Origin of the sequence: Streptomyces sp. NPDC086787 (genome assembly GCF_044745865.1) — a bacterium.
Classification (GTDB): domain Bacteria; phylum Actinomycetota; class Actinomycetes; order Streptomycetales; family Streptomycetaceae; genus Streptomyces.
In genome coordinates this window covers 78,525-96,483 of record NZ_JBIVBC010000007.1, presented here as the reverse complement: position 1 = coordinate 96,483, position 17,959 = coordinate 78,525, and the positions used below count along the sequence as shown (strand labels likewise).

General features: G+C 70.9%; 16 protein-coding genes. 15 read left to right on the top strand and 1 reads right to left on the bottom strand.

All coding sequences use genetic code 11. The annotated features are described in order from the left end of the window. The first annotated feature begins 125 nt into the window (after nt 1-125). The 9 genes from mltG to nusB all read left to right on the top strand — a co-directional run bounded on the left by mltG (nt 126) and on the right by nusB (nt 8,981). The gene (gene mltG / locus ACIPK3_RS18690; protein WP_402570944.1) at nt 126-1,835 is read left to right on the top strand and encodes an endolytic transglycosylase MltG; all 1,710 of its coding nucleotides are present in this window, start codon (nt 126-128) and stop codon (nt 1,833-1,835) included. Beyond that, nucleotides 1,816-2,655: a shikimate dehydrogenase gene (locus tag ACIPK3_RS18685; RefSeq protein WP_402570942.1), complete on the top strand. Its 840-nt coding sequence runs from the start codon at nt 1,816-1,818 to the stop codon at nt 2,653-2,655. Before mltG ends, ACIPK3_RS18685 begins: the two co-directional genes overlap by 20 nt. A 208-nt stretch (nt 2,656-2,863) precedes the next feature. Further along, nucleotides 2,864-4,048, top strand: coding sequence for a chorismate synthase (gene aroC, locus ACIPK3_RS18680; RefSeq protein ID WP_402570941.1), 1,185 nt, complete (start codon nt 2,864-2,866; stop codon nt 4,046-4,048). A 32-nt stretch (nt 4,049-4,080) separates the two neighbouring features. After that, entirely contained in the window at nt 4,081-4,563 is a 483-nt protein-coding gene (locus ACIPK3_RS18675) for a shikimate kinase (RefSeq protein ID WP_402571388.1), read from the top strand. After that, nucleotides 4,560-5,651 carry a 3-dehydroquinate synthase gene (gene aroB / locus ACIPK3_RS18670; RefSeq protein ID WP_402570940.1) on the top strand — a complete coding sequence of 364 codons (1,092 nt, stop codon included), beginning with the start codon at nt 4,560-4,562 and terminating at the stop codon, nt 5,649-5,651. Before ACIPK3_RS18675 ends, aroB begins: the two co-directional genes overlap by 4 nt. A 194-nt stretch (nt 5,652-5,845) precedes the next feature. Further along, nucleotides 5,846-6,721: a Pro-rich N-terminal domain-containing protein gene (locus ACIPK3_RS18665; protein ID WP_402570938.1), complete on the top strand. Its 876-nt coding sequence runs from the start codon at nt 5,846-5,848 to the stop codon at nt 6,719-6,721. 102 nt (nt 6,722-6,823) lie between these two features. Beyond that, complete coding sequence (locus ACIPK3_RS18660; RefSeq protein WP_402570936.1) at nt 6,824-7,927, top strand: aminopeptidase P family protein; 1,104 nt, start codon at nt 6,824-6,826, stop codon at nt 7,925-7,927. 50 nt (nt 7,928-7,977) lie between these two features. Continuing rightward, entirely contained in the window at nt 7,978-8,544 is a 567-nt protein-coding gene (gene efp / locus ACIPK3_RS18655; RefSeq protein WP_402570935.1) for an elongation factor P, read from the top strand. Between the two features lie 2 nt (nt 8,545-8,546). After that, on the top strand, nt 8,547-8,981 hold the full coding sequence (gene nusB / locus ACIPK3_RS18650) for a transcription antitermination factor NusB (RefSeq protein WP_402570934.1): 435 nt from the start codon (nt 8,547-8,549) through the stop codon (nt 8,979-8,981). Between the two features lie 191 nt (nt 8,982-9,172). Here nusB and bldD read toward each other — a convergent pair whose 3' ends face one another. Continuing rightward, nucleotides 9,173-9,676: a transcriptional regulator BldD gene (bldD, locus tag ACIPK3_RS18645; protein WP_086562148.1), complete on the bottom strand. Its 504-nt coding sequence runs from the start codon at nt 9,674-9,676 to the stop codon at nt 9,173-9,175. 253 nt (nt 9,677-9,929) lie between these two features. On the opposite strand from bldD, the gene pyrR reads away from it, so the two are divergent. The 6 genes from pyrR to carB all read left to right on the top strand — a co-directional run bounded on the left by pyrR (nt 9,930) and on the right by carB (nt 17,948). Next, nucleotides 9,930-10,514 carry a bifunctional pyr operon transcriptional regulator/uracil phosphoribosyltransferase PyrR gene (gene pyrR, locus ACIPK3_RS18640; RefSeq protein WP_402570933.1) on the top strand — a complete coding sequence of 195 codons (585 nt, stop codon included), beginning with the start codon at nt 9,930-9,932 and terminating at the stop codon, nt 10,512-10,514. Nucleotides 10,515-10,612: 98 nt separating this feature from the next. Then, complete coding sequence (locus ACIPK3_RS18635) at nt 10,613-11,611, top strand: aspartate carbamoyltransferase catalytic subunit (RefSeq protein WP_402570931.1); 999 nt, start codon at nt 10,613-10,615, stop codon at nt 11,609-11,611. 5 nt (nt 11,612-11,616) lie between these two features. Then, on the top strand, nt 11,617-12,903 hold the full coding sequence (locus ACIPK3_RS18630) for a dihydroorotase (protein ID WP_402570929.1): 1,287 nt from the start codon (nt 11,617-11,619) through the stop codon (nt 12,901-12,903). After that, entirely contained in the window at nt 12,900-13,493 is a 594-nt protein-coding gene (locus ACIPK3_RS18625) for a hypothetical protein (protein ID WP_402570927.1), read from the top strand. The genes ACIPK3_RS18630 and ACIPK3_RS18625 overlap by 4 nt, the downstream gene beginning before the upstream one ends. Beyond that, nucleotides 13,490-14,647: a glutamine-hydrolyzing carbamoyl-phosphate synthase small subunit gene (gene carA / locus ACIPK3_RS18620; protein WP_402570926.1), complete on the top strand. Its 1,158-nt coding sequence runs from the start codon at nt 13,490-13,492 to the stop codon at nt 14,645-14,647. The genes ACIPK3_RS18625 and carA overlap by 4 nt, the downstream gene beginning before the upstream one ends. Further along, nucleotides 14,640-17,948, top strand: a complete 3,309-nt coding sequence (gene carB / locus ACIPK3_RS18615) for a carbamoyl-phosphate synthase large subunit (RefSeq protein WP_402570925.1) — start codon at nt 14,640-14,642, stop codon at nt 17,946-17,948. The genes carA and carB overlap by 8 nt, the downstream gene beginning before the upstream one ends. The last annotated feature ends 11 nt before the right edge of the window (nt 17,949-17,959 follow it).

The window sequence follows — 17,959 nt, the reverse complement described above, 5'->3', positions numbered from 1 at the left end:
CGCGATACGGTAACGTTCCGCGCGATGCGATGGTGTTTCGAATAGCCACCGCGCAGCAATGAGGCGGAACGGACATGCGGCCCTCGGGCCGCGTGTTGCTGCCGCTTCGCGGCTCTAGGGGATAGATGACCGAGTATGGCCGGGGCCCAGGCTCCGAACCGTGGCATCCGGAGGACCCGTTGTTCGGGGACGGCGGATGGGAAGGGCAGCAGGCCCAAGCGGGTCATCAGCCTGCCTACGGCGGTCAGCAGCAGTACCCGCAGCAGCCGCAGAACGGCCAGTACGGGGACTGGGGCCAGGGCCAGGAGCACGGGTACGGCCAGCACGGTCAGCAGCAGTACCAGCCCCAGCACCAGTACCCCGAGCAGCAGCCCCAGCATCAGTACTACGAGCAGCAGCAGCACTACGTCGCGCAGGCCCAGCCGCAGTACCAGCAGGGCGGCTGGGACGCGACCGGCACCCACGGTCACGTGCCCTACGCCGCCGACCCCGGGGACCCCTACGGACAGCAGCCCGTGGCGTACGGCGGGGAGCAGCCCGACTTCTACGGCACCGAGGACGCCTATCCGCCGCCGGAGCCGCCCGGCCGCAGGCAGCCGGAGCCCGAGCCGGAGACCGGCGAGGGTGAGCACGCGTTCTTCGCGGACGGCGACGACGATGACGACGACGTCCGCGACGACACCCCGAGGGGCCGCCGCGGAGTGCGCGGTGACGACAAGGGGAAATCGGCCAAGGGCGGCAAGGGCGCCAAGAAGAAGAGACGCAACGGTTGTGCCTGCCTGGTCGTCGTCCTGGTGTTCGGCGGCGGCCTCGGCGGTGTCGGGTACTTCGGCTACCAGTTCTACCAAAACCGTTTCGGAGTGGCCCCGGACTACGCGGGCAGCGGCAACGGTGAGACCGTCACGGTCGAGATTCCGAAGGGCGCGGGCGGATACGACATCGGCCGCAAGCTCAAGGAGGCCGGCGTGGTCGAGAGCGTCGACGCGTTCGTCTCCGCGCAGGCGGCGAACCCCGACGCCAAGACGCTTCAGGACGGCGTCTACACCCTGCAGAAACACATGTCGGCCGCCAGCGCGATCGAGCTGATGCTCAGCCCGAAGAGCCGCAGCAACCTGATCATCGCCGAGGGCCTGCGGAACGCCTCGGTCTACGGCCTGATCGACAAGCGCCTCGAAGTGCCGGACGGCACCACGGCGCGCACCGCGAAGAAGGAGTACAAGCACCTGGGCCTGCCCGCCTGGGCGCTGAACCACCCGAACGTCAAGGACCCGCTGGAAGGCTTCCTCTACCCCTCCAGCTATCCGGTGGCCAAGGGCCAGAAGCCCGAGGCCGTCCTGAAGGACATGGTGTCCCAGGCCGCGGCCAAGTACCGGGAGCTCGGCCTGGAGAAGAAGGCCAGGTCGATGGGTCTCGACGACCCGTGGCAGATGCTCACCGTGGCGAGCCTGGTGCAGGCCGAGGGCAAGACCCACGACGACTTCCGCAAGATGGCGGAAGTGATCTACAACCGTCTCAAGACCACGAACACCGAGACCAACCGGCTTCTCCAGTTCGACTCGACCTTCAACTACCTGAAGGGCACGAGCAACATCCACATCAGCGAGTCCGAGATCAACAGCAACAGGGACCCGTACAACACCTACACCAACAAGGGCCTGCCGCCCGGTCCCATCGGCAACCCCGGCGACGACGCGCTGAAGGCGGCGCTGAGCCCGACCGACGACGGCTGGGTCTACTTCGTGGCGACCGACGGCCAGAGCAACACCGAGTTCGCCAAGACCTACTCCGAATTCCAGAAGCTCAAGGACAAGTTCAATGCCACCTCGGGCCACTGACGCCCGTCGGGCGGCCGTGCTCGGCGCGCCCATCGCCCACTCGCTCTCCCCGGTGCTGCACCGGGCCGCGTACCAGGCGCTCGGGCTCGACGGCTGGTCGTACGACCGCTTCGAGGTGGACGAAGCCGGACTGCCCGGCTTCTTCGAGGAGCTCGGTCCCGAGTGGGCGGGGCTGTCGCTGACCATGCCGCTGAAGCGGGCGGTCATCCCGTTGCTGGACGAGATCAGCGAGACGGCCGCCTCCGTCGACGCCGTCAACACGGTGCTCCGCACCGACGACGGGCGATACCTCGGGGACAACACCGACATCCCCGGCATCGTGGCCGCCCTCCGTGAACACGGCATCGAGCAGGTCGACTCCGCGGCCGTCCTCGGCGCGGGCGCCACCGCTTCCTCCGCCCTGGCCGCCCTCGCCCGCGTCTGCACCGGCGAGGTCGTCGCCTACGTCCGCAGCGACACGCGGGCCGCCGAGATGCGGCAGTGGGGCGAGCGGCTCGACATCGAGGTCCGCACGGCCGGCTGGGACGACGCGGCCGAGGCCCTGCACGCCCCGCTCGTGATCGCCACCACGCCCGCCGGTGCCACCGACGCGCTCGCCACCGCCGTACCCGAACGACCGGTCACCCTCTTCGACGTGCTCTACGACCCCTGGCCCACCGCCCTCGCCGCCCGCTGGTCCATGTTCGGCGGTGCCGTCGTCAGCGGCCTCGACCTGCTGGTGCACCAAGCAGTCCTTCAGGTCGAACAGATGACCGCGTGCGCTCCGGCCCCACTGGACGTCATGCGCCGGGCCGGGGAGAGGGCGCTCGCCGCCCGCTAGGGGCTGCCGGAAGGCCCGTCGGACATCCCGTTTCCCTCCCGCTCCTTCCCGTCCCGCGTCCCGTCAGCTGGACCGGCGGCCGGACACCGCCGCGGACGTGGGAGGATCGGAAGTGGCGGGCCGGGGCCGCGCACCCGGCCGGGCCGTCGCCGTACGCGAGGACACGCGTACGCAGGGCAGTACCGGGCGCGAGCACTGAGGAGCATCGTTGAGCAGGCTGCGTTGGCTGACCGCGGGTGAGTCGCACGGTCCCGCACTCGTCGCGACGCTGGAGGGTCTTCCCGCCGGCGTGCCGATCACCACCGAGATGGTCGCGGACCACCTCGCGCGTCGGCGCCTCGGCTATGGCCGGGGTGCGCGGATGAAGTTCGAGCGGGACGAGGTCACCTTCCTCGGCGGCGTCCGGCACGGCCTCACCCTCGGCTCCCCGATCGCGGTCATGGTGGGCAACACCGAGTGGCCGAAGTGGGAACAGGTCATGGCCGCCGACCCGGTCGACCCCGAGATCCTCGGCGGACTCGCCCGCAACGCCCCGCTGACCCGGCCGCGCCCCGGCCACGCGGACCTCGCGGGCATGCAGAAGTACGGCTTCGACGAAGCCCGGCCGATCCTGGAGCGGGCCTCGGCGCGGGAGACGGCGGCTCGGGTGGCACTGGGCGCGGTCGCCCGGTCGTACCTGAAGGAGACCGCCGGTATCGAGATCGTCTCGCACGTGGTCGAGCTGGCCGCGGCGAAGGCGCCGTACGGCGTCTACCCCACCCCGGCCGACGTCGAGCGGCTGGACGAGGACCCGGTGCGCTGCCTGGACGCGGACGCCTCGAAGGCGATGGTCGCGGAGATCGACCAGGCCCACAAGGACGGCGACACGCTGGGCGGTGTGGTCGAGGTGCTGGCCTACGGCGTACCGGTCGGGCTCGGCTCCCACGTGCACTGGGACCGGCGCCTGGACGCCCGGCTCGCGGCCGCGCTGATGGGCATCCAGGCGATCAAGGGCGTCGAGGTCGGCGACGGCTTCGACCTGGCCCGTGTGCCGGGCTCCAAGGCACATGACGAGATCGTCACCACGGACGAGGGCATCCGGCGTACCTCGGGCCGTTCCGGCGGCACCGAGGGCGGCCTGTCCACGGGCGAGCTGCTGCGCGTGCGCGCGGCGATGAAGCCGATCGCGACCGTCCCGCGGGCGCTGCGGACGGTGGACGTGGCGACCGGCGAGGCCACCCAGGCCCATCACCAGCGCTCCGACGTGTGCGCGGTGCCGGCCGCCGGCATCGTCGCCGAGGCCATGGTGGCGCTGGTGCTGGCCGACGCGGTGGCCGAGAAGTTCGGCGGCGACTCCGTGCCGGAGACCCGCCGCAACGTCCAGTCGTACCTCGACAGCCTCCGGATCCGGTGAGCACCGTGCCTGTGGTCGTCCTGGTCGGCCCGATGGGCGTCGGCAAGTCCACCGTCGGACAGTTGCTGGCCGAACGGCTGGGCGTCGGCTACCGGGACACCGACGACGACATCGTGGCCGCCGGGGGCCGGAGCATCGCGGACATCTTCGTGGAGGACGGCGAGCCCGCCTTCCGCGCCGTCGAGAAGCAGGCGGTGCGCACGGCGCTCGCCGGGCACCCGGGCGTTCTCTCGCTCGGCGGCGGCGCGATCCTCGACACGGACACCCGCGCGCTGCTGGCCGGGCACCGCGTGCTCTACCTCTCGATGGACGTCGAGGAGGCTGTCAGACGCACCGGTCTGGGCGTGGCCCGGCCGCTGCTCGCCGTCAACCCGCGCAAGCAGTGGCGCGAACTGATGGAGGCACGCCGGCACCTCTACGAGGAGGTCGCCACGGCTGTCGTACCCACCGACGGCCGCACGCCGGAAGAGGTCACCCGAGCAGCACTGGACGCACTGGAGTTGAAGGAAGCATGAGCGAGGCAGTGACGCGGATCCAGGTCGGCGGCTCGGCGGGCACCGAGCCGTACGAGGTCCTGGTGGGCCGTCAACTCCTGGGTGAGCTGGCCGGGCTGGTCGGCGACAAGGCCAGGCGGGTCGCCGTGATCCACCCCGAGGCGCTCGCCGAGACCGGCGACGCGCTCCGCGCCGACCTGGCGGAGCAGGGCTACGAGGCCGTGGCCGTGCAGGTGCCCAACGCGGAGGAGGCCAAGACCGCCGAGGTCGCCGCCTACTGCTGGAAGGCGCTCGGCCAGTCCGGGTTCACCCGCAGCGACGTCATCGTCGGCGTCGGCGGCGGCGCCACCACCGACCTGGCCGGGTTCGTGGCGGCGACCTGGCTGCGCGGGGTCCGCTGGATCGCCGTCCCGACGACCGTGCTGGCCATGGTCGACGCCGCCGTCGGCGGCAAGACCGGCATCAACACGGCCGAGGGCAAGAACCTGGTCGGAGCCTTCCACCCGCCCGCGGGTGTGCTGTGCGACCTGGCCGCCCTGGAGTCGCTGCCGGTCAACGACTACGTCTCCGGACTCGCCGAGATCATCAAGGCCGGGTTCATCGCCGACCCGGTGATCCTGGACCTCATCGAGTCCGACCCCCGGGCCGCCCGCACCCCGGCCGGCCCGCACACCGCCGAACTGATCGAGCGCTCCATCCGGGTCAAGGCGGAGGTCGTCTCCGCCGACCTCAAGGAGTCCGGCCTGCGCGAGATCCTCAACTACGGCCACACGCTCGGCCACGCCATCGAGAAGAACGAGCGCTACCAGTGGCGGCACGGAGCCGCGGTCTCGGTCGGAATGCACTTCGCCGCCGAACTCGGCCGCCTGGCGGGCCGGTTGGACGACGCCACGGCCGACCGCCATCGCGCCGTCCTGGAGTCGGTCGGACTGCCGCTGCACTACCGCTACGACCAGTGGCCCAAGCTGGTGGAGACGATGAAGGTCGACAAGAAGTCCCGCGGTGACCGCCTGCGCTTCATCGTCCTCGACGGCCTCGCCAAGCCGACCGTGCTCGAGGCGCCCGACCCGGCGGTGCTCCTCGCCGCGTACGGAGAAGTGGGCCAGTAGGCCGGCCCGCGCTCCTTCCGCCCGATTCACCCCGCCCGGCGGGCACTTCGGACCGCCCCCGGCCGTTTCACCAAACGACGGCCGGGGGCGGTACCGTTCGGTAGCGAGCGGGTCCGCACCCGCCGCCGTTGCCCACGGCGAGCGTGAACAGGGCAAGAAGCACGAGTCGGAAGAACGAGACGGAGTCGCACCGGATGCAGCACGCAGTGGGGCCGCCGCTGCCGCCGCCCCACCGGCCGGGGCAGGGACCGGCGGACGGCTGGTCACCGGCCGCACACCACCCGGGCCCGCACCAGCCGGGAACCCACCAGGGTCCCGCACCCGTGCCCCCGCCGCCACCGGTGCCCGGATTCAGCGGGGTCCCGGCGGGACCGGTGCCGCCCCCGTCCCCGCAGCACGTCCCCGTCCCGCCGGCGCCCGACACCACCACCGGCCATGTGCCCCTGCCGCCGGGCGGCCCCGTCACCATGCCGAGCGTGCCGCCCGCCACGGCCGCCGCGCCCGACCTCGCCGCGACGACGCTGGCCGTGCTGCTGATCGGCCCGGCGGGCGCGGGCAAGACGAGTGTGGCCAAGCACTGGGCGGACCACCGCCGGGTGCCCACCGCCCACATCAGCCTCGACGACGTACGCGAATGGGTGCGGGCGGGGTTCGCCGACCCACAGTCGGGGTGGAACGACAGCTCGGAGGCGCAGTACCGGCTGGCCCGCCGCACCTGTGGCTTCGCCGCGCGCAACTTCCTGGCCAACGGCATCTCCTGCATCCTGGACGACGCCGTCTTCCCCGACCGGCCCGCCGTCGGCCTCGGCGGCTGGAAGCGGCATGTGGGGCCCGGCCTGCTCCCGGTGGTGCTGCTGCCGGGACTGGACGTCGTCCTGGAGCGCAACGCCGAACGGAGGGGCAACCGCAGGCTCGCCGACGAGGAGGTGGCCCGCATCCACGGCCGTATGGCCGGCTGGTACGGCTCGGGCCTCCCGATCATCGACAACTCCCAGATGGACGTGCCGGGCACGGCGAGGGCCCTGGACGAGGTCCTGGCCAGGGCGATAGCCAGCCCGCCGAACTGGTAGGACCGGAGGCGGCGCGGCCGGGCGCGACGGTGGAAACCCTGCCGTCCCCCGACCGAACCCCTCCAACCGGCACAATCCCGCCACGACTCCTACGCTCGTGTCATGTCAGACGTGTACGCGAGCCGTCGAACGCGGCTGCGGGAACGGTGCAGCGCGAGCGGCAGCACGGCGGCGCTGATCACACGTCCCGCCAATGTGCGCTATCTCGCGGGCCCCGCCCCGCACGGCGCCGTCCTGCTGCTCGGCAGGTGCGAGGACGTGCTGGTCTGCCCGCATCCGCCGGACGACCGTCCGGCCGAGGGGCGGCCGGACGAGACCCTGCCGGTCCATGTGCTGAACGGCCCTGGGGACCCCGCCGTCGCCGCCGCCGGCATCGCCGGGGAGCGGCGGGCCGACTCCCTCGCCGTGGAGGAGCACCACCTCACCGTCGCCCGGCACCGGGCGGTCGGATCGGTCGCCCCCCGGGTGCGCCTCGCCGACCTGGGCGGTGCCGTCGAGCAGCTCAGGGTGGTCAAGGACGAGGAGGAGATCTCCTGTCTCCGGATCGGCGCCGAGATCGCCGACCAGGCTCTCGGCGAGCTGCTGGAGTCCATCCTGGTCGGCCGCACCGAGCGGCATCTCGCGCTGGAACTGGAACGGCGCCTGGTCGATCACGGCGCCGACGGGCCCGGCTTCCCCACCTCCGTGGCCACCGGCCCGAACTCCGGCCGCCGCGGCCACCGGCCCACCGACCGTCGGGTGGAGGAGGGCGACTTCCTCTCCGTCTGTCTCGGCGCCACCTACCGCGGCTACCGCTGCGAGATCGGCCGTACCTTCGTGATCGGCACCTCGCCCGCCGACTGGCAGATCGACCTGTACGACCTGGTCTTCACCGCTCAGCGAGCCGGACGGGAGGCTCTGGCGCCCGGCGCCGCCTACCGGGACGTGGACCGTGCGGCACGGCAGGTACTGGACTCCGCGGGATACGGTGAGCGGCTGCAACCGCTCACCGGACACGGTGTCGGACTCGAAATCGACGAGGACCCGCAGTTGGCTCCCACGACCATGGGTAAACTGGACGCTTGCGTGCCAGTCACCGTCGAACCCGGGGTTCACCTTCCGGGCCGGGGCGGTGTCCGGATCGATGACACGCTCGTCGTGCGCCCCGAGGCGGACGGCGGACCCGAGCTACTCACCATCACGACCAAGGAGCTGCTCGCGCTGTAACTGAAGCGCGCGGTCCGGGGTCGTACGTCAGTCCAGGAGATTCCGCAACCGTGGCTTCCACGAACGACCTCAAGAACGGCCTGGTGCTCAAGCTCGACGGAGGCCAGCTCTGGTCCGTCGTCGAGTTCCAGCACGTCAAGCCCGGCAAGGGCCCGGCCTTCGTGCGCACCAAGCTGAAGAACGTGCTCTCCGGCAAGGTCGTCGACAAGACGTTCAACGCCGGCGTCAAGGTCGAGACGGCCACGATCGACAAGCGCGACATGCAGTTCTCGTACATGGACGGCGAGTACTTCGTCTTCATGGACATGGACACGTACGACCAGCTCATGGTCGACCGCAAGTCCGTGGGTGACGCCGCCAACTTCCTGATCGAGGGCTTCACCGCCACCGTCGCCCAGCACGAGGGCGAGGTGCTCTTCGTCGAGCTGCCCGCCGCCGTCGAGCTGGTCATCGCCGAGACCGAGCCTGGTGTCCAGGGCGACCGCTCCACCGGTGGCACCAAGCCCGCCACCCTGGAGACCGGCCACCAGATCCAGGTCCCGCTCTTCATCACCACCGGCGAGAAGATCAAGGTCGACACCCGCACGAGCGACTACCTCGGCCGGGTGAACAGCTAACCGTGGCTGCCCGTAACACGGCCCGCAAACGTGCCTTCCAGATCCTCTTCGAGGGCGACCAGCGCGGGGCCGACGTCCTGACGGTCCTCGCGGACTGGGTCCGGCTGTCCAGGACCGACGACCGGCAGCCGCCGGTCAGCGAGTACACGATGCAGCTGGTCGAGGGGTACGCCGAGCACGCCCGGCGCATCGACGACCTGATCGCCCAGTACTCGGTCGGCTGGACGCTCGACCGGATGCCGGTCGTGGACCGCAACATCCTGCGCCTGGGCGCCCACGAGCTGATCTGGGTCGACGAGACCCCGGACGCCGTCGTCCTCGACGAGATGGTGGAACTGGCGAAGGAGTTCTCCACGGACGAGTCGCCCTCGTTCGTCAACGGCCTGCTCGGCAGGCTGAAGGAGCTCAAGCCCTCGCTGCGCCGGGACGAGGCCTGACGGAGCCCCGCAGGCCTCCTGGAGCCCGATACGCCGAAGGGCCCGCAGCGCGACTGCTGCGGGCCCTTCGGCGTATCCGTACACGCGAGCCCTTTGAGGCCCGCAGAACGCCGCCGGGGTGGCCGGAACCATCGAGTTCCGGCCACCCCGGCGGCACGTTTCTGCTCGCGGGCCCGGTCGGGCCCGGTCGGTCAGCCCTCCTCGTGGGCGGCAACCGCGCGGCGCGCGTCCGCGTCGAGCACGCCCCAGCTGATCAGCTGCTCGGTCAGCACCGAGGGGGACTGGTCGTAGATGACGGCAAGGGTGCGCAGGTCGTCCTGGCGGATCGACAGCACCTTGCCGTTGTAGTCACCGCGCTGGGACTGGATCGTCGCCGCGTACCGCTGGAGGGGGCCTGCCTTCTCGGCCGGGACCGTGGCGAGCCGCTCCAGGTCCAGGACCAGCTTCGGCGGCGGCTCGGCGGCCCCGCCCGGCGTGGTGCCCGGCAGCAGCTCCTGCACCGGAACACCATAGAAGTCGGCCAGCTCCGCGAGGCGCTGAACAGTGACGGCGCGGTCGCCGCGCTCGTACGAACCGACCACGACCGCCTTCCAGCGTCCCTGGGACTTCTCCTCGACACCGTGGAGGGAAAGGCCCTGCTGGGTGCGGATGGCCCGGAGCTTGGCCCCGAGCTGTTTGGCGTATTCGCTGGACATATGGCTCCCCGGACACTGTGTCGACGCGGCCGGATGTGTTTCCGGGCCGCGCGGCTGGTAACTCACTGTGAGGTTACGCAGCGTGATTCTTCTGCGTCAAGCCGAATGGTCCACACCGACTCTTCCGTGGTAGCGATGTCCGATTACGCCAAGGGGGTGATCAGGCACGTCCGGTCGCCTGCTAACGTGTAGGGCGCAATTCCGACGTCCTTTAAGGTCCGTCCCGTGAGGCGGAGAAGGAGGTCCGTTTCTTATGGACACGCATGACACGCAAACGTCCGATGCCCGGCCCGTGCTCGAAGGCCCCGACATCGCACGGGTGCTGACCCGCATCGCCCACGAGATCGTCGAACGCGCCAAGGGCGCCGACGACGTGGTGCTCCTCGGCATCCCGACCCGGGGCGTCTTCCTCGCCCGGCGGCTCGCCGGCAAGCTCGAGCAGATCACCGGCCGCACGATCCCGGTCGGCTCCCTCGACATCACCATGTACCGCGACGACCTGCGCATGCAGCCGCCGCGGGCGCTCGCCCGCACCGAGATCCCCGGTGACGGCATCGACGGCCGGCTGGTCGTCCTCGTCGACGACGTGCTCTTCTCCGGCCGCACCATCCGCGCCGCCCTCGACGCCCTGAACGACATCGGGCGCCCCCGCGCGGTCCAGCTCGCGGTGCTCGTCGACCGCGGCCACCGAGAACTGCCCATCCGCGCCGACTACGTGGGCAAGAACCTCCCGACGTCGCTGCGGGAGACGGTCAAGGTCCAGCTCGCCGAGGAGGACGGTCGCGACACCGTGCTGCTCGGTGCCAAGCCGGACGCCCCGGGCGAGCGGCAGCAGTAGCACTCCGGCGTGCGCCCTGAGGCGTACGCCCGCTCAGTGCACCCCTGCACGCACCCGTCTGCCCGAATCCTCCCGAACTGCCTTACGGAGCCTGACAGATGCAGCGTCATCTCATCTCGGCCGCCGACCTCACCCGTGACGACGCCGTCCTGATCCTCGACACCGCCGAGGAGATGGCCCGGGTCGCCGACCGGCCGATCAAGAAACTGCCGACCCTGCGCGGCCGCACCATCGTCAACCTCTTCTTCGAGGACTCCACGCGCACCCGGATCTCCTTCGAGGCCGCGGAGAAGCGCCTGTCCGCGGACGTCATCAACTTCTCCGCCAAGGGATCGAGCGTCTCCAAGGGCGAGTCCCTCAAGGACACCGCCCAGACCCTGGAGGCCATGGGTGTCGACGCCGTGGTCATCCGGCACGGCGCCTCGGGGGCCCCGTACCGCCTGGCCAACTCCGGCTGGATCGACGCGGTGGTCGTCAACGCCGGCGACGGCACCCACCAGCACCCCACCCAGGCCCTGCTCGACGCGTTCACCATGCGCCGCCGCCTGGTCGGCCGGGACGCCGGAATCGGCAAGGACCTCGCCGGCCGGCGCATCACCATCGTCGGCGACGTGCTGCACAGCCGCGTCGCCCGCTCCAATGTCGACCTGCTGCACACCCTCGGCGCCGAGGTCACCCTGGTCGCACCGCCCACCCTGGTACCGGTCGGCGTCGAGCACTGGCCCTGCGAGGTGTCGTACGACATCGACAGGGTCCTGCCGAAGTCCGACGCCGTGATGATGCTGCGCGTCCAGCGCGAGCGCATGAACGCCGCCTTCTTCCCGACCGAGCGCGAGTACTCGCGCCGCTACGGCCTCGACGGCGACCGCATGGCGCGCATGCCCGAGCACGCCATCGTGATGCACCCCGGCCCGATGGTCCGCGGCATGGAGATCACCGCCGAGGTCGCCGACTCCGAGCGCTGCACCGTGGTCGAGCAGGTCGCCAACGGGGTCTCCATCCGCATGGCCGTCCTGTACCTGCTGCTCGGCGGCGCCGTCTTCGATCCGCGGAACACGCCCGCCGACACCCACGCCCGCACCCCCGAGGAGAAGTAAGACCCATGAGCAAGATCCTGATCCGTGGTGCGCGCGTGCTCGGCGGCGAGCCGCAGGACGTCCTGATCGACGGCGAGACCATCGCCGCCGTCGGCACCGGACTGACCGCCGAGGGCGCCGAGGTCTTGGAGGCCGCAGGCAAGGTACTGCTGCCGGGCCTGGTCGACCTGCACACCCATCTGCGCGAGCCCGGCCGCGAGGACTCCGAGACCGTCCTGACCGGCACCCGAGCGGCCGCCACCGGCGGCTACACGGCCGTCTTCGCCATGGCCAACACCTTCCCGGTCGCCGACACCGCGGGAGTGGTCGAGCAGGTCTACCGGCTCGGCCAGGAACACGGCTACTGCGACGTGCAGCCCATCGGCGCCGTCACCGTCGGCCTGGAGGGCCGCAAGCTCGCCGAACTCGGCGCCATGCACGAGTCCGCGGCCGGCGTGACCGTCTTCTCCGACGACGGCAAGTGCGTGGACGACGCCGTGATCATGCGGCGCGCGCTGGAGTACGTGAAGGCCTTCGGCGGCGTCGTCGCCCAGCACGCGCAGGAGCCGCGGCTGACCGAGGGCGCCCAGATGAACGAGGGCGTCGTCTCCGCCGAACTGGGTCTCGGCGGCTGGCCGGCCGTCGCCGAGGAGTCGGTCATCGCCCGCGACGTCCTGCTCGCCGAGCACGTCGGCTCCCGAGTGCACATCTGCCACCTGTCCACCGCCGGGTCCGTCGAGATCATCCGCTGGGCCAAGTCCCGCGGCATCGACGTCACGGCCGAGGTCACCCCGCACCACCTGCTCCTGACGGACGAGATGGTGCGCACGTACAACCCGGTCTACAAGGTCAACCCGCCGCTGCGCACCGAGCGCGACGTGCTGGCCCTGCGCGAGGCGCTCGCCGACGGCACGATCGACATCGTCGCCACCGACCACGCCCCCCACCCGCACGAGGACAAGGACTGCGAGTGGGCCGCGGCCGCCATGGGCATGGTCGGCCTGGAGACCGCGCTGTCGGTGGTCCAGGAGACCATGGTGGACACGGGGCTGCTGGACTGGGCCGGTGTCGCCGAGCGGATGTCCGCGATGCCCGCGCGCATCGGACAGGCCAAGGGGCACGGCCGTCCCGTCTCGGCAGGTGAGCCCGCCAACCTCACCCTCGTCGACACGGAATACCGTGCTCCGGTGGACCCCGCGGGCTTCGCCTCGCGCAGCCGCAACACTCCCTACGAGGGACGCGAGCTGCCGGGCCGTGTCACCCACACGTGGCTGCGGGGCAAGGCCACGCTCGTCGACGGGAAGCTCACGTGACACCTGCAACTCTGCTCGCCGCCTCACTCGCCACCGGCCTCGCCGCCGACAAGGAGTCGGCCGAGGTCACCGACTGGGGCGCCCGCGCGGGCTGGCTCGTCGGACTCGTCCTGTTCGTCGCGCTCGTCTACTGGCTGATGCGCGAGGGCTGGAAGTGGCGCGGAACGCTCCAGGGCGACCTGCCCGAGCTGCCCAGCGCGCCGGACCGGCCCGGTGCGGCCAGACTGACGATGAGCGGGCGCTACCACGGCTCGACCACCGCCGGGCAGTGGCTCGACCGCATCGTGGCCCACGGCCTCGGCACCCGAAGCCGCGCCGAGCTGAACCTGACGGACGCGGGCCTCGTGGTCGTACGTCCGGGAGCGGCCGACTTCTTCGTCCCCGCCGCCGCGCTGCGCGAGGCCCGGCTCGACAAGGGCATCGCGGGCAAGGTCCTCACCGAGGGCGGACTGCTCGTGGTGACCTGGGCGCACGGCGACCGGCTGATCGACTCCGGCTTCCGCTCCGACCACGCGGCCGAGCACGGCGAGTGGGCCGACGCCATCAACTCAATGATCAAGACAACCAGCACGGAAGGCGCCGAACGATGACGACCTCCATCAAGGGAGCCGCCTCGCAGAGGCACAAGGGTGCTCCCGCGGTACTCGTCCTGGAGGACGGCCGGGTCTTCCGCGGCCGCTCCTACGGGGCCGTGGGGGTGACCTTCGGCGAAGCCGTGTTCTCCACCGGCATGACCGGCTACCAGGAGACCCTCACCGACCCGTCGTACCACCGGCAGGTCGTGGTGATGACCGCCCCGCACGTCGGCAACACCGGCGTCAACGACGAGGACCCCGAGTCGAAGCGGATCTGGGTCGCCGGATACGTCGTGCGCGACCCCGCGCGTGTGCCGTCCAACTGGCGGGCCACCCGCTCGCTGGACGAGGAACTGCGCCACCAGGGCGTCGTCGGCATCTCGGGCATCGACACCCGCGCGCTCACCCGCCATCTGCGCGAGCGCGGCGCCATGCGCGTCGGCATCTTCTCCGGCAACGCGCTGCCCGACGCGGGCACCATGCTGGCCGAGGTGCGCCAGGCTCCCGAGATGGCGGGCGCCGACCTCTCCGCCGAGGTGGCCACCAAGGAGGCGTACGTCGTCCCGGCGATCGGCGAGAAGAAGTTCACGGTCGCCGCCGTCGACCTCGGCATCAAGGGCATGACCCCGCACCGGATGGCCGAGCGCGGCATCGAGGTGCACGTGCTGCCCGCCACCGCGACGGCCGAGGACGTGTACGCGGTCGACCCCGACGGGGTGTTCTTCTCCAACGGTCCCGGAGACCCGTCCACCGCCGACCACCCGGTCTCCGTCATGCGGGCCGTCCTGGACCGCGGCACCCCGCTCTTCGGCATCTGCTTCGGCAACCAGATCCTCGGCCGCGCCCTCGGCTTCGGCACCTACAAGCTGAAGTACGGCCACCGCGGCATCAACCAGCCGGTGCAGGACCGTACGACCGGCAAGGTCGAGGTCACCGCGCACAACCACGGCTTCGCCGTGGACGCCCCGCTCGACCAGGTCTCCGAGACCCCCTACGGCCGTGCCGAGGTCTCCCACGTCTGTCTCAACGACAACGTGGTGGAGGGCCTCCAGCTCCTCGACAGGCCGGCCTTCAGCGTCCAGTACCACCCCGAAGCAGCCGCGGGTCCGCACGACGCCGCCTACCTGTTCGACCGCTTCGTATCCCTGATGGAGGGCCAGCGTGCCTAAGCGCACCGATATCCAGTCCGTCCTGGTCATCGGCTCCGGCCCGATCGTCATCGGCCAGGCCGCCGAGTTCGACTACTCCGGCACCCAGGCGTGCCGGGTACTGAGGGCCGAGGGCCTGCGTGTCGTCCTCGTCAACTCCAACCCGGCGACGATCATGACCGACCCGGAGATCGCCGACGCCACCTACGTCGAGCCGATCACCCCCGAGTTCGTCGAGAAGATCATCGCCAAGGAGCGGCCGGACGCGCTGCTGCCCACCCTGGGCGGCCAGACGGCCCTCAACACGGCCATCTCGCTGCACGACAACGGCGTCCTGGAGAAGTACGGCGTCGAACTGATCGGCGCCAACGTCGAAGCAATCCACAAGGGCGAGGACCGCGAGCAGTTCAAGCTGGTCGTCGAGGCCGTCCGGCAGAAGATCGGCCACGGCGAGTCCGCCCGATCGGTCATCTGCCACTCCATGGACGACGTCCTCGCGGGCGTCGACACGCTCGGCGGCTACCCCGTCGTCGTCCGCCCCTCCTTCACCATGGGCGGCGCCGGCTCCGGCTTCGCCCACGACGAGGAGGAGCTGCGCCGCATCGCCGGTCAGGGCCTCACCCTCTCGCCCACCACCGAGGTCCTCCTGGAGGAGTCCATCCTCGGCTGGAAGGAGTACGAGCTGGAGCTGATGCGCGACAAGCACGACAACGTCGTGGTCGTCTGCTCCATCGAGAACTTCGACCCGATGGGCGTGCACACCGGCGACTCGATCACCGTCGCCCCGGCGATGACCCTGACCGACCGCGAGTACCAGATCCTGCGGGACGTCGGCATCGCCGTGATCCGCGAGGTCGGCGTCGACACCGGCGGCTGCAACATCCAGTTCGCGGTCAACCCCGAGGACGGCCGGGTCATCGTCATCGAGATGAACCCGCGTGTGTCGCGCTCCTCCGCGCTCGCCTCCAAGGCGACTGGCTTCCCGATCGCGAAGATCGCCGCGAAGCTGGCTGTCGGCTATACGCTGGATGAGATCCCCAACGACATCACGCAGGAGACCCCGGCCTCCTTCGAGCCGACCCTCGACTATGTGGTCGTGAAGGCGCCGCGATTCGCGTTCGAGAAGTTCCCGCAGGCGGACTCCACCCTCACCACCACCATGAAGTCGGTCGGCGAGGCCATGGCCATCGGCCGCAACTTCACCGAGGCCTTCCAGAAGGCGCTGCGCTCGCTGGAGAAGAAGGGCAGCCAGTTCGCCTTCACCGGCGAGCCCGGCGACAAGGACGAGCTGCTGCGCGAGGCCGTGCGCCCGACCGACGGCCGGATCAACGCCGTCATGGGAGCCATCCGGGCCGGAGCCACGCCGGACGAGGTCTTCCGCGCCACGAAGATCGACCCGTGGTTCGTGGACCAGCTCTTCCTGATCAAGGAGATCGCCGACGAGCTGGCCGAGGCACCGGAGCTGACCCCCGAGCTGCTCGCCGAGGCGAAGCGGCACGGCTTCTCCGACGTGCAGATCGGCGAGATCCGGGGCCTGCGCGAGGACGTGGTCCGCGAGGTCCGGCACGCGCTCGGCATCCGTCCGGTCTACAAGACGGTCGACACCTGCGCCGCCGAGTTCGCCGCGCGGACGCCGTACTTCTACTCCTCCTACGACGAGGAGACCGAGGTCGCGCCGCGAGAGAAGCCCGCGGTGATCATCCTCGGCTCGGGCCCGAACCGGATCGGCCAGGGCATCGAGTTCGACTACTCCTGCGTCCACGCGTCCTTCGCGCTGTCCGACGCCGGGTACGAGACGGTGATGGTCAACTGCAACCCGGAGACCGTCTCCACCGACTACGACACCTCCGACCGCCTGTACTTCGAGCCGCTGACGCTGGAGGACGTGCTGGAGATCGTGCACGCCGAACGGCAGGCCGGTCCGGTCGCCGGTGTGGTCGTCCAGCTCGGCGGGCAGACCCCGCTCGGCCTGTCGCAGGCGCTCAAGGACAACGGCGTGCCGATCGTCGGCACCTCGCCCGAGGCCATCCACGCCGCCGAGGACCGCGGCGCGTTCGGCCGGGTGCTGGCCGAGGCGGGCCTGCCCGCCCCCAAGCACGGCACCGCGACGACCTTCACCGAGGCCAAGGCGATCGCCGACGAGATCGGCTACCCGGTCCTCGTCCGCCCCTCCTACGTGCTCGGCGGTCGCGGCATGGAGATCGTCTACGACGAGACCCGGCTGTCCGCCTACATCGCGGAGTCCACCGAGATCAGCCCCTCGCGGCCGGTGCTCGTGGACCGGTTCCTCGACGACGCCATCGAGATCGACGTCGACGCGCTCTACGACGGCGAGGAGCTGTACCTCGGCGGCGTCATGGAGCACATCGAGGAGGCCGGTATCCACTCCGGCGACTCCGCCTGCGCGCTGCCCCCGATCACCCTCGGCGGGCACGACATCAAGCGGCTGCGCACCTCCACCGAGGCCATCGCGCGCGGTGTCGGGGTTCGTGGTCTGATCAACATCCAGTTCGCCATGGCCGGGGACATCCTGTACGTCCTCGAGGCCAACCCGCGCGCGTCCCGCACGGTTCCCTTCACCTCGAAGGCCACCGCGGTGCCGCTCGCCAAGGCCGCCGCCCGGATCTCGCTGGGCGCGACCATCGCCGAGCTGCGCGCCGAAGGGCTGCTGCCGGCGAGCGGCGACGGCGGGGAGATGCCGTTCGACGCGCCGATCTCCGTCAAGGAGGCGGTCATGCCGTGGTCGCGCTTCCGCGACATCCACGGCCGCGGTGTCGACACCGTGCTCGGCCCGGAGATGCGCTCCACCGGCGAGGTCATGGGCATCGACTCCGTCTTCGGCACCGCCTACGCCAAGTCGCAGGCGGGCGCCTACGGGCCGCTGCCGACCAAGGGCCGGGCGTTCATCTCGGTCGCCAACCGGGACAAGCGGTCCATGATCTTCCCGGCCCGCGAACTGGTCGCGCACGGCTTCGAGCTGCTCGCCACGTCCGGCACGGCCGAGGTCCTCAAGCGCAACGGCATCCACGCCACCATCGTGCGCAAGCAGTCCGAGGGAACCGGGCCGAACGGGGAGCGGACCATCGTCCAGCTCATCCACGACGGCGAGGTCGACCTGATCGTCAACACCCCGTACGGCACCGGCGGCCGGCTCGACGGCTACGAGATCCGCACCGCCGCCGTCGCGCGTTCCGTGCCCTGCCTCACCACGGTCCAGGCGCTCGCCGCCGCCGTCCAGGGCATCGACGCCCTCAACCACGGCGACGTGGGAGTGCGTTCCCTACAGGAACACGCTGAACACCTGACCGCGGCCCGCGACTAGCAGCCCCGAGG

Bases quoted from the DNA above. Each gene is read 5' to 3' on its own strand.
- mltG (WP_402570944.1), top strand. From the start codon at position 126: ATGACCGAGTATGGCCGGGGCCCAGGCTCCGAACCGTGGCATCCGGAG.
- ACIPK3_RS18685 (WP_402570942.1), top strand. From the start codon at position 1,816: ATGCCACCTCGGGCCACTGACGCCCGTCGGGCGGCCGTGCTCGGCGCG.
- ACIPK3_RS18675 (WP_402571388.1), top strand. From the start codon at position 4,081: ATGGGCGTCGGCAAGTCCACCGTCGGACAGTTGCTGGCCGAACGGCTG.
- aroB (WP_402570940.1), top strand. From the start codon at position 4,560: ATGAGCGAGGCAGTGACGCGGATCCAGGTCGGCGGCTCGGCGGGCACC.
- ACIPK3_RS18665 (WP_402570938.1), top strand. From the start codon at position 5,846: ATGCAGCACGCAGTGGGGCCGCCGCTGCCGCCGCCCCACCGGCCGGGG.
- ACIPK3_RS18660 (WP_402570936.1), top strand. From the start codon at position 6,824: ATGTCAGACGTGTACGCGAGCCGTCGAACGCGGCTGCGGGAACGGTGC.
- bldD (WP_086562148.1), bottom strand. From the start codon at position 9,676: ATGTCCAGCGAATACGCCAAACAGCTCGGGGCCAAGCTCCGGGCCATC.
- pyrR (WP_402570933.1), top strand. From the start codon at position 9,930: ATGGACACGCATGACACGCAAACGTCCGATGCCCGGCCCGTGCTCGAA.
- ACIPK3_RS18635 (WP_402570931.1), top strand. From the start codon at position 10,613: ATGCAGCGTCATCTCATCTCGGCCGCCGACCTCACCCGTGACGACGCC.
- ACIPK3_RS18630 (WP_402570929.1), top strand. From the start codon at position 11,617: ATGAGCAAGATCCTGATCCGTGGTGCGCGCGTGCTCGGCGGCGAGCCG.
- carA (WP_402570926.1), top strand. From the start codon at position 13,490: ATGACGACCTCCATCAAGGGAGCCGCCTCGCAGAGGCACAAGGGTGCT.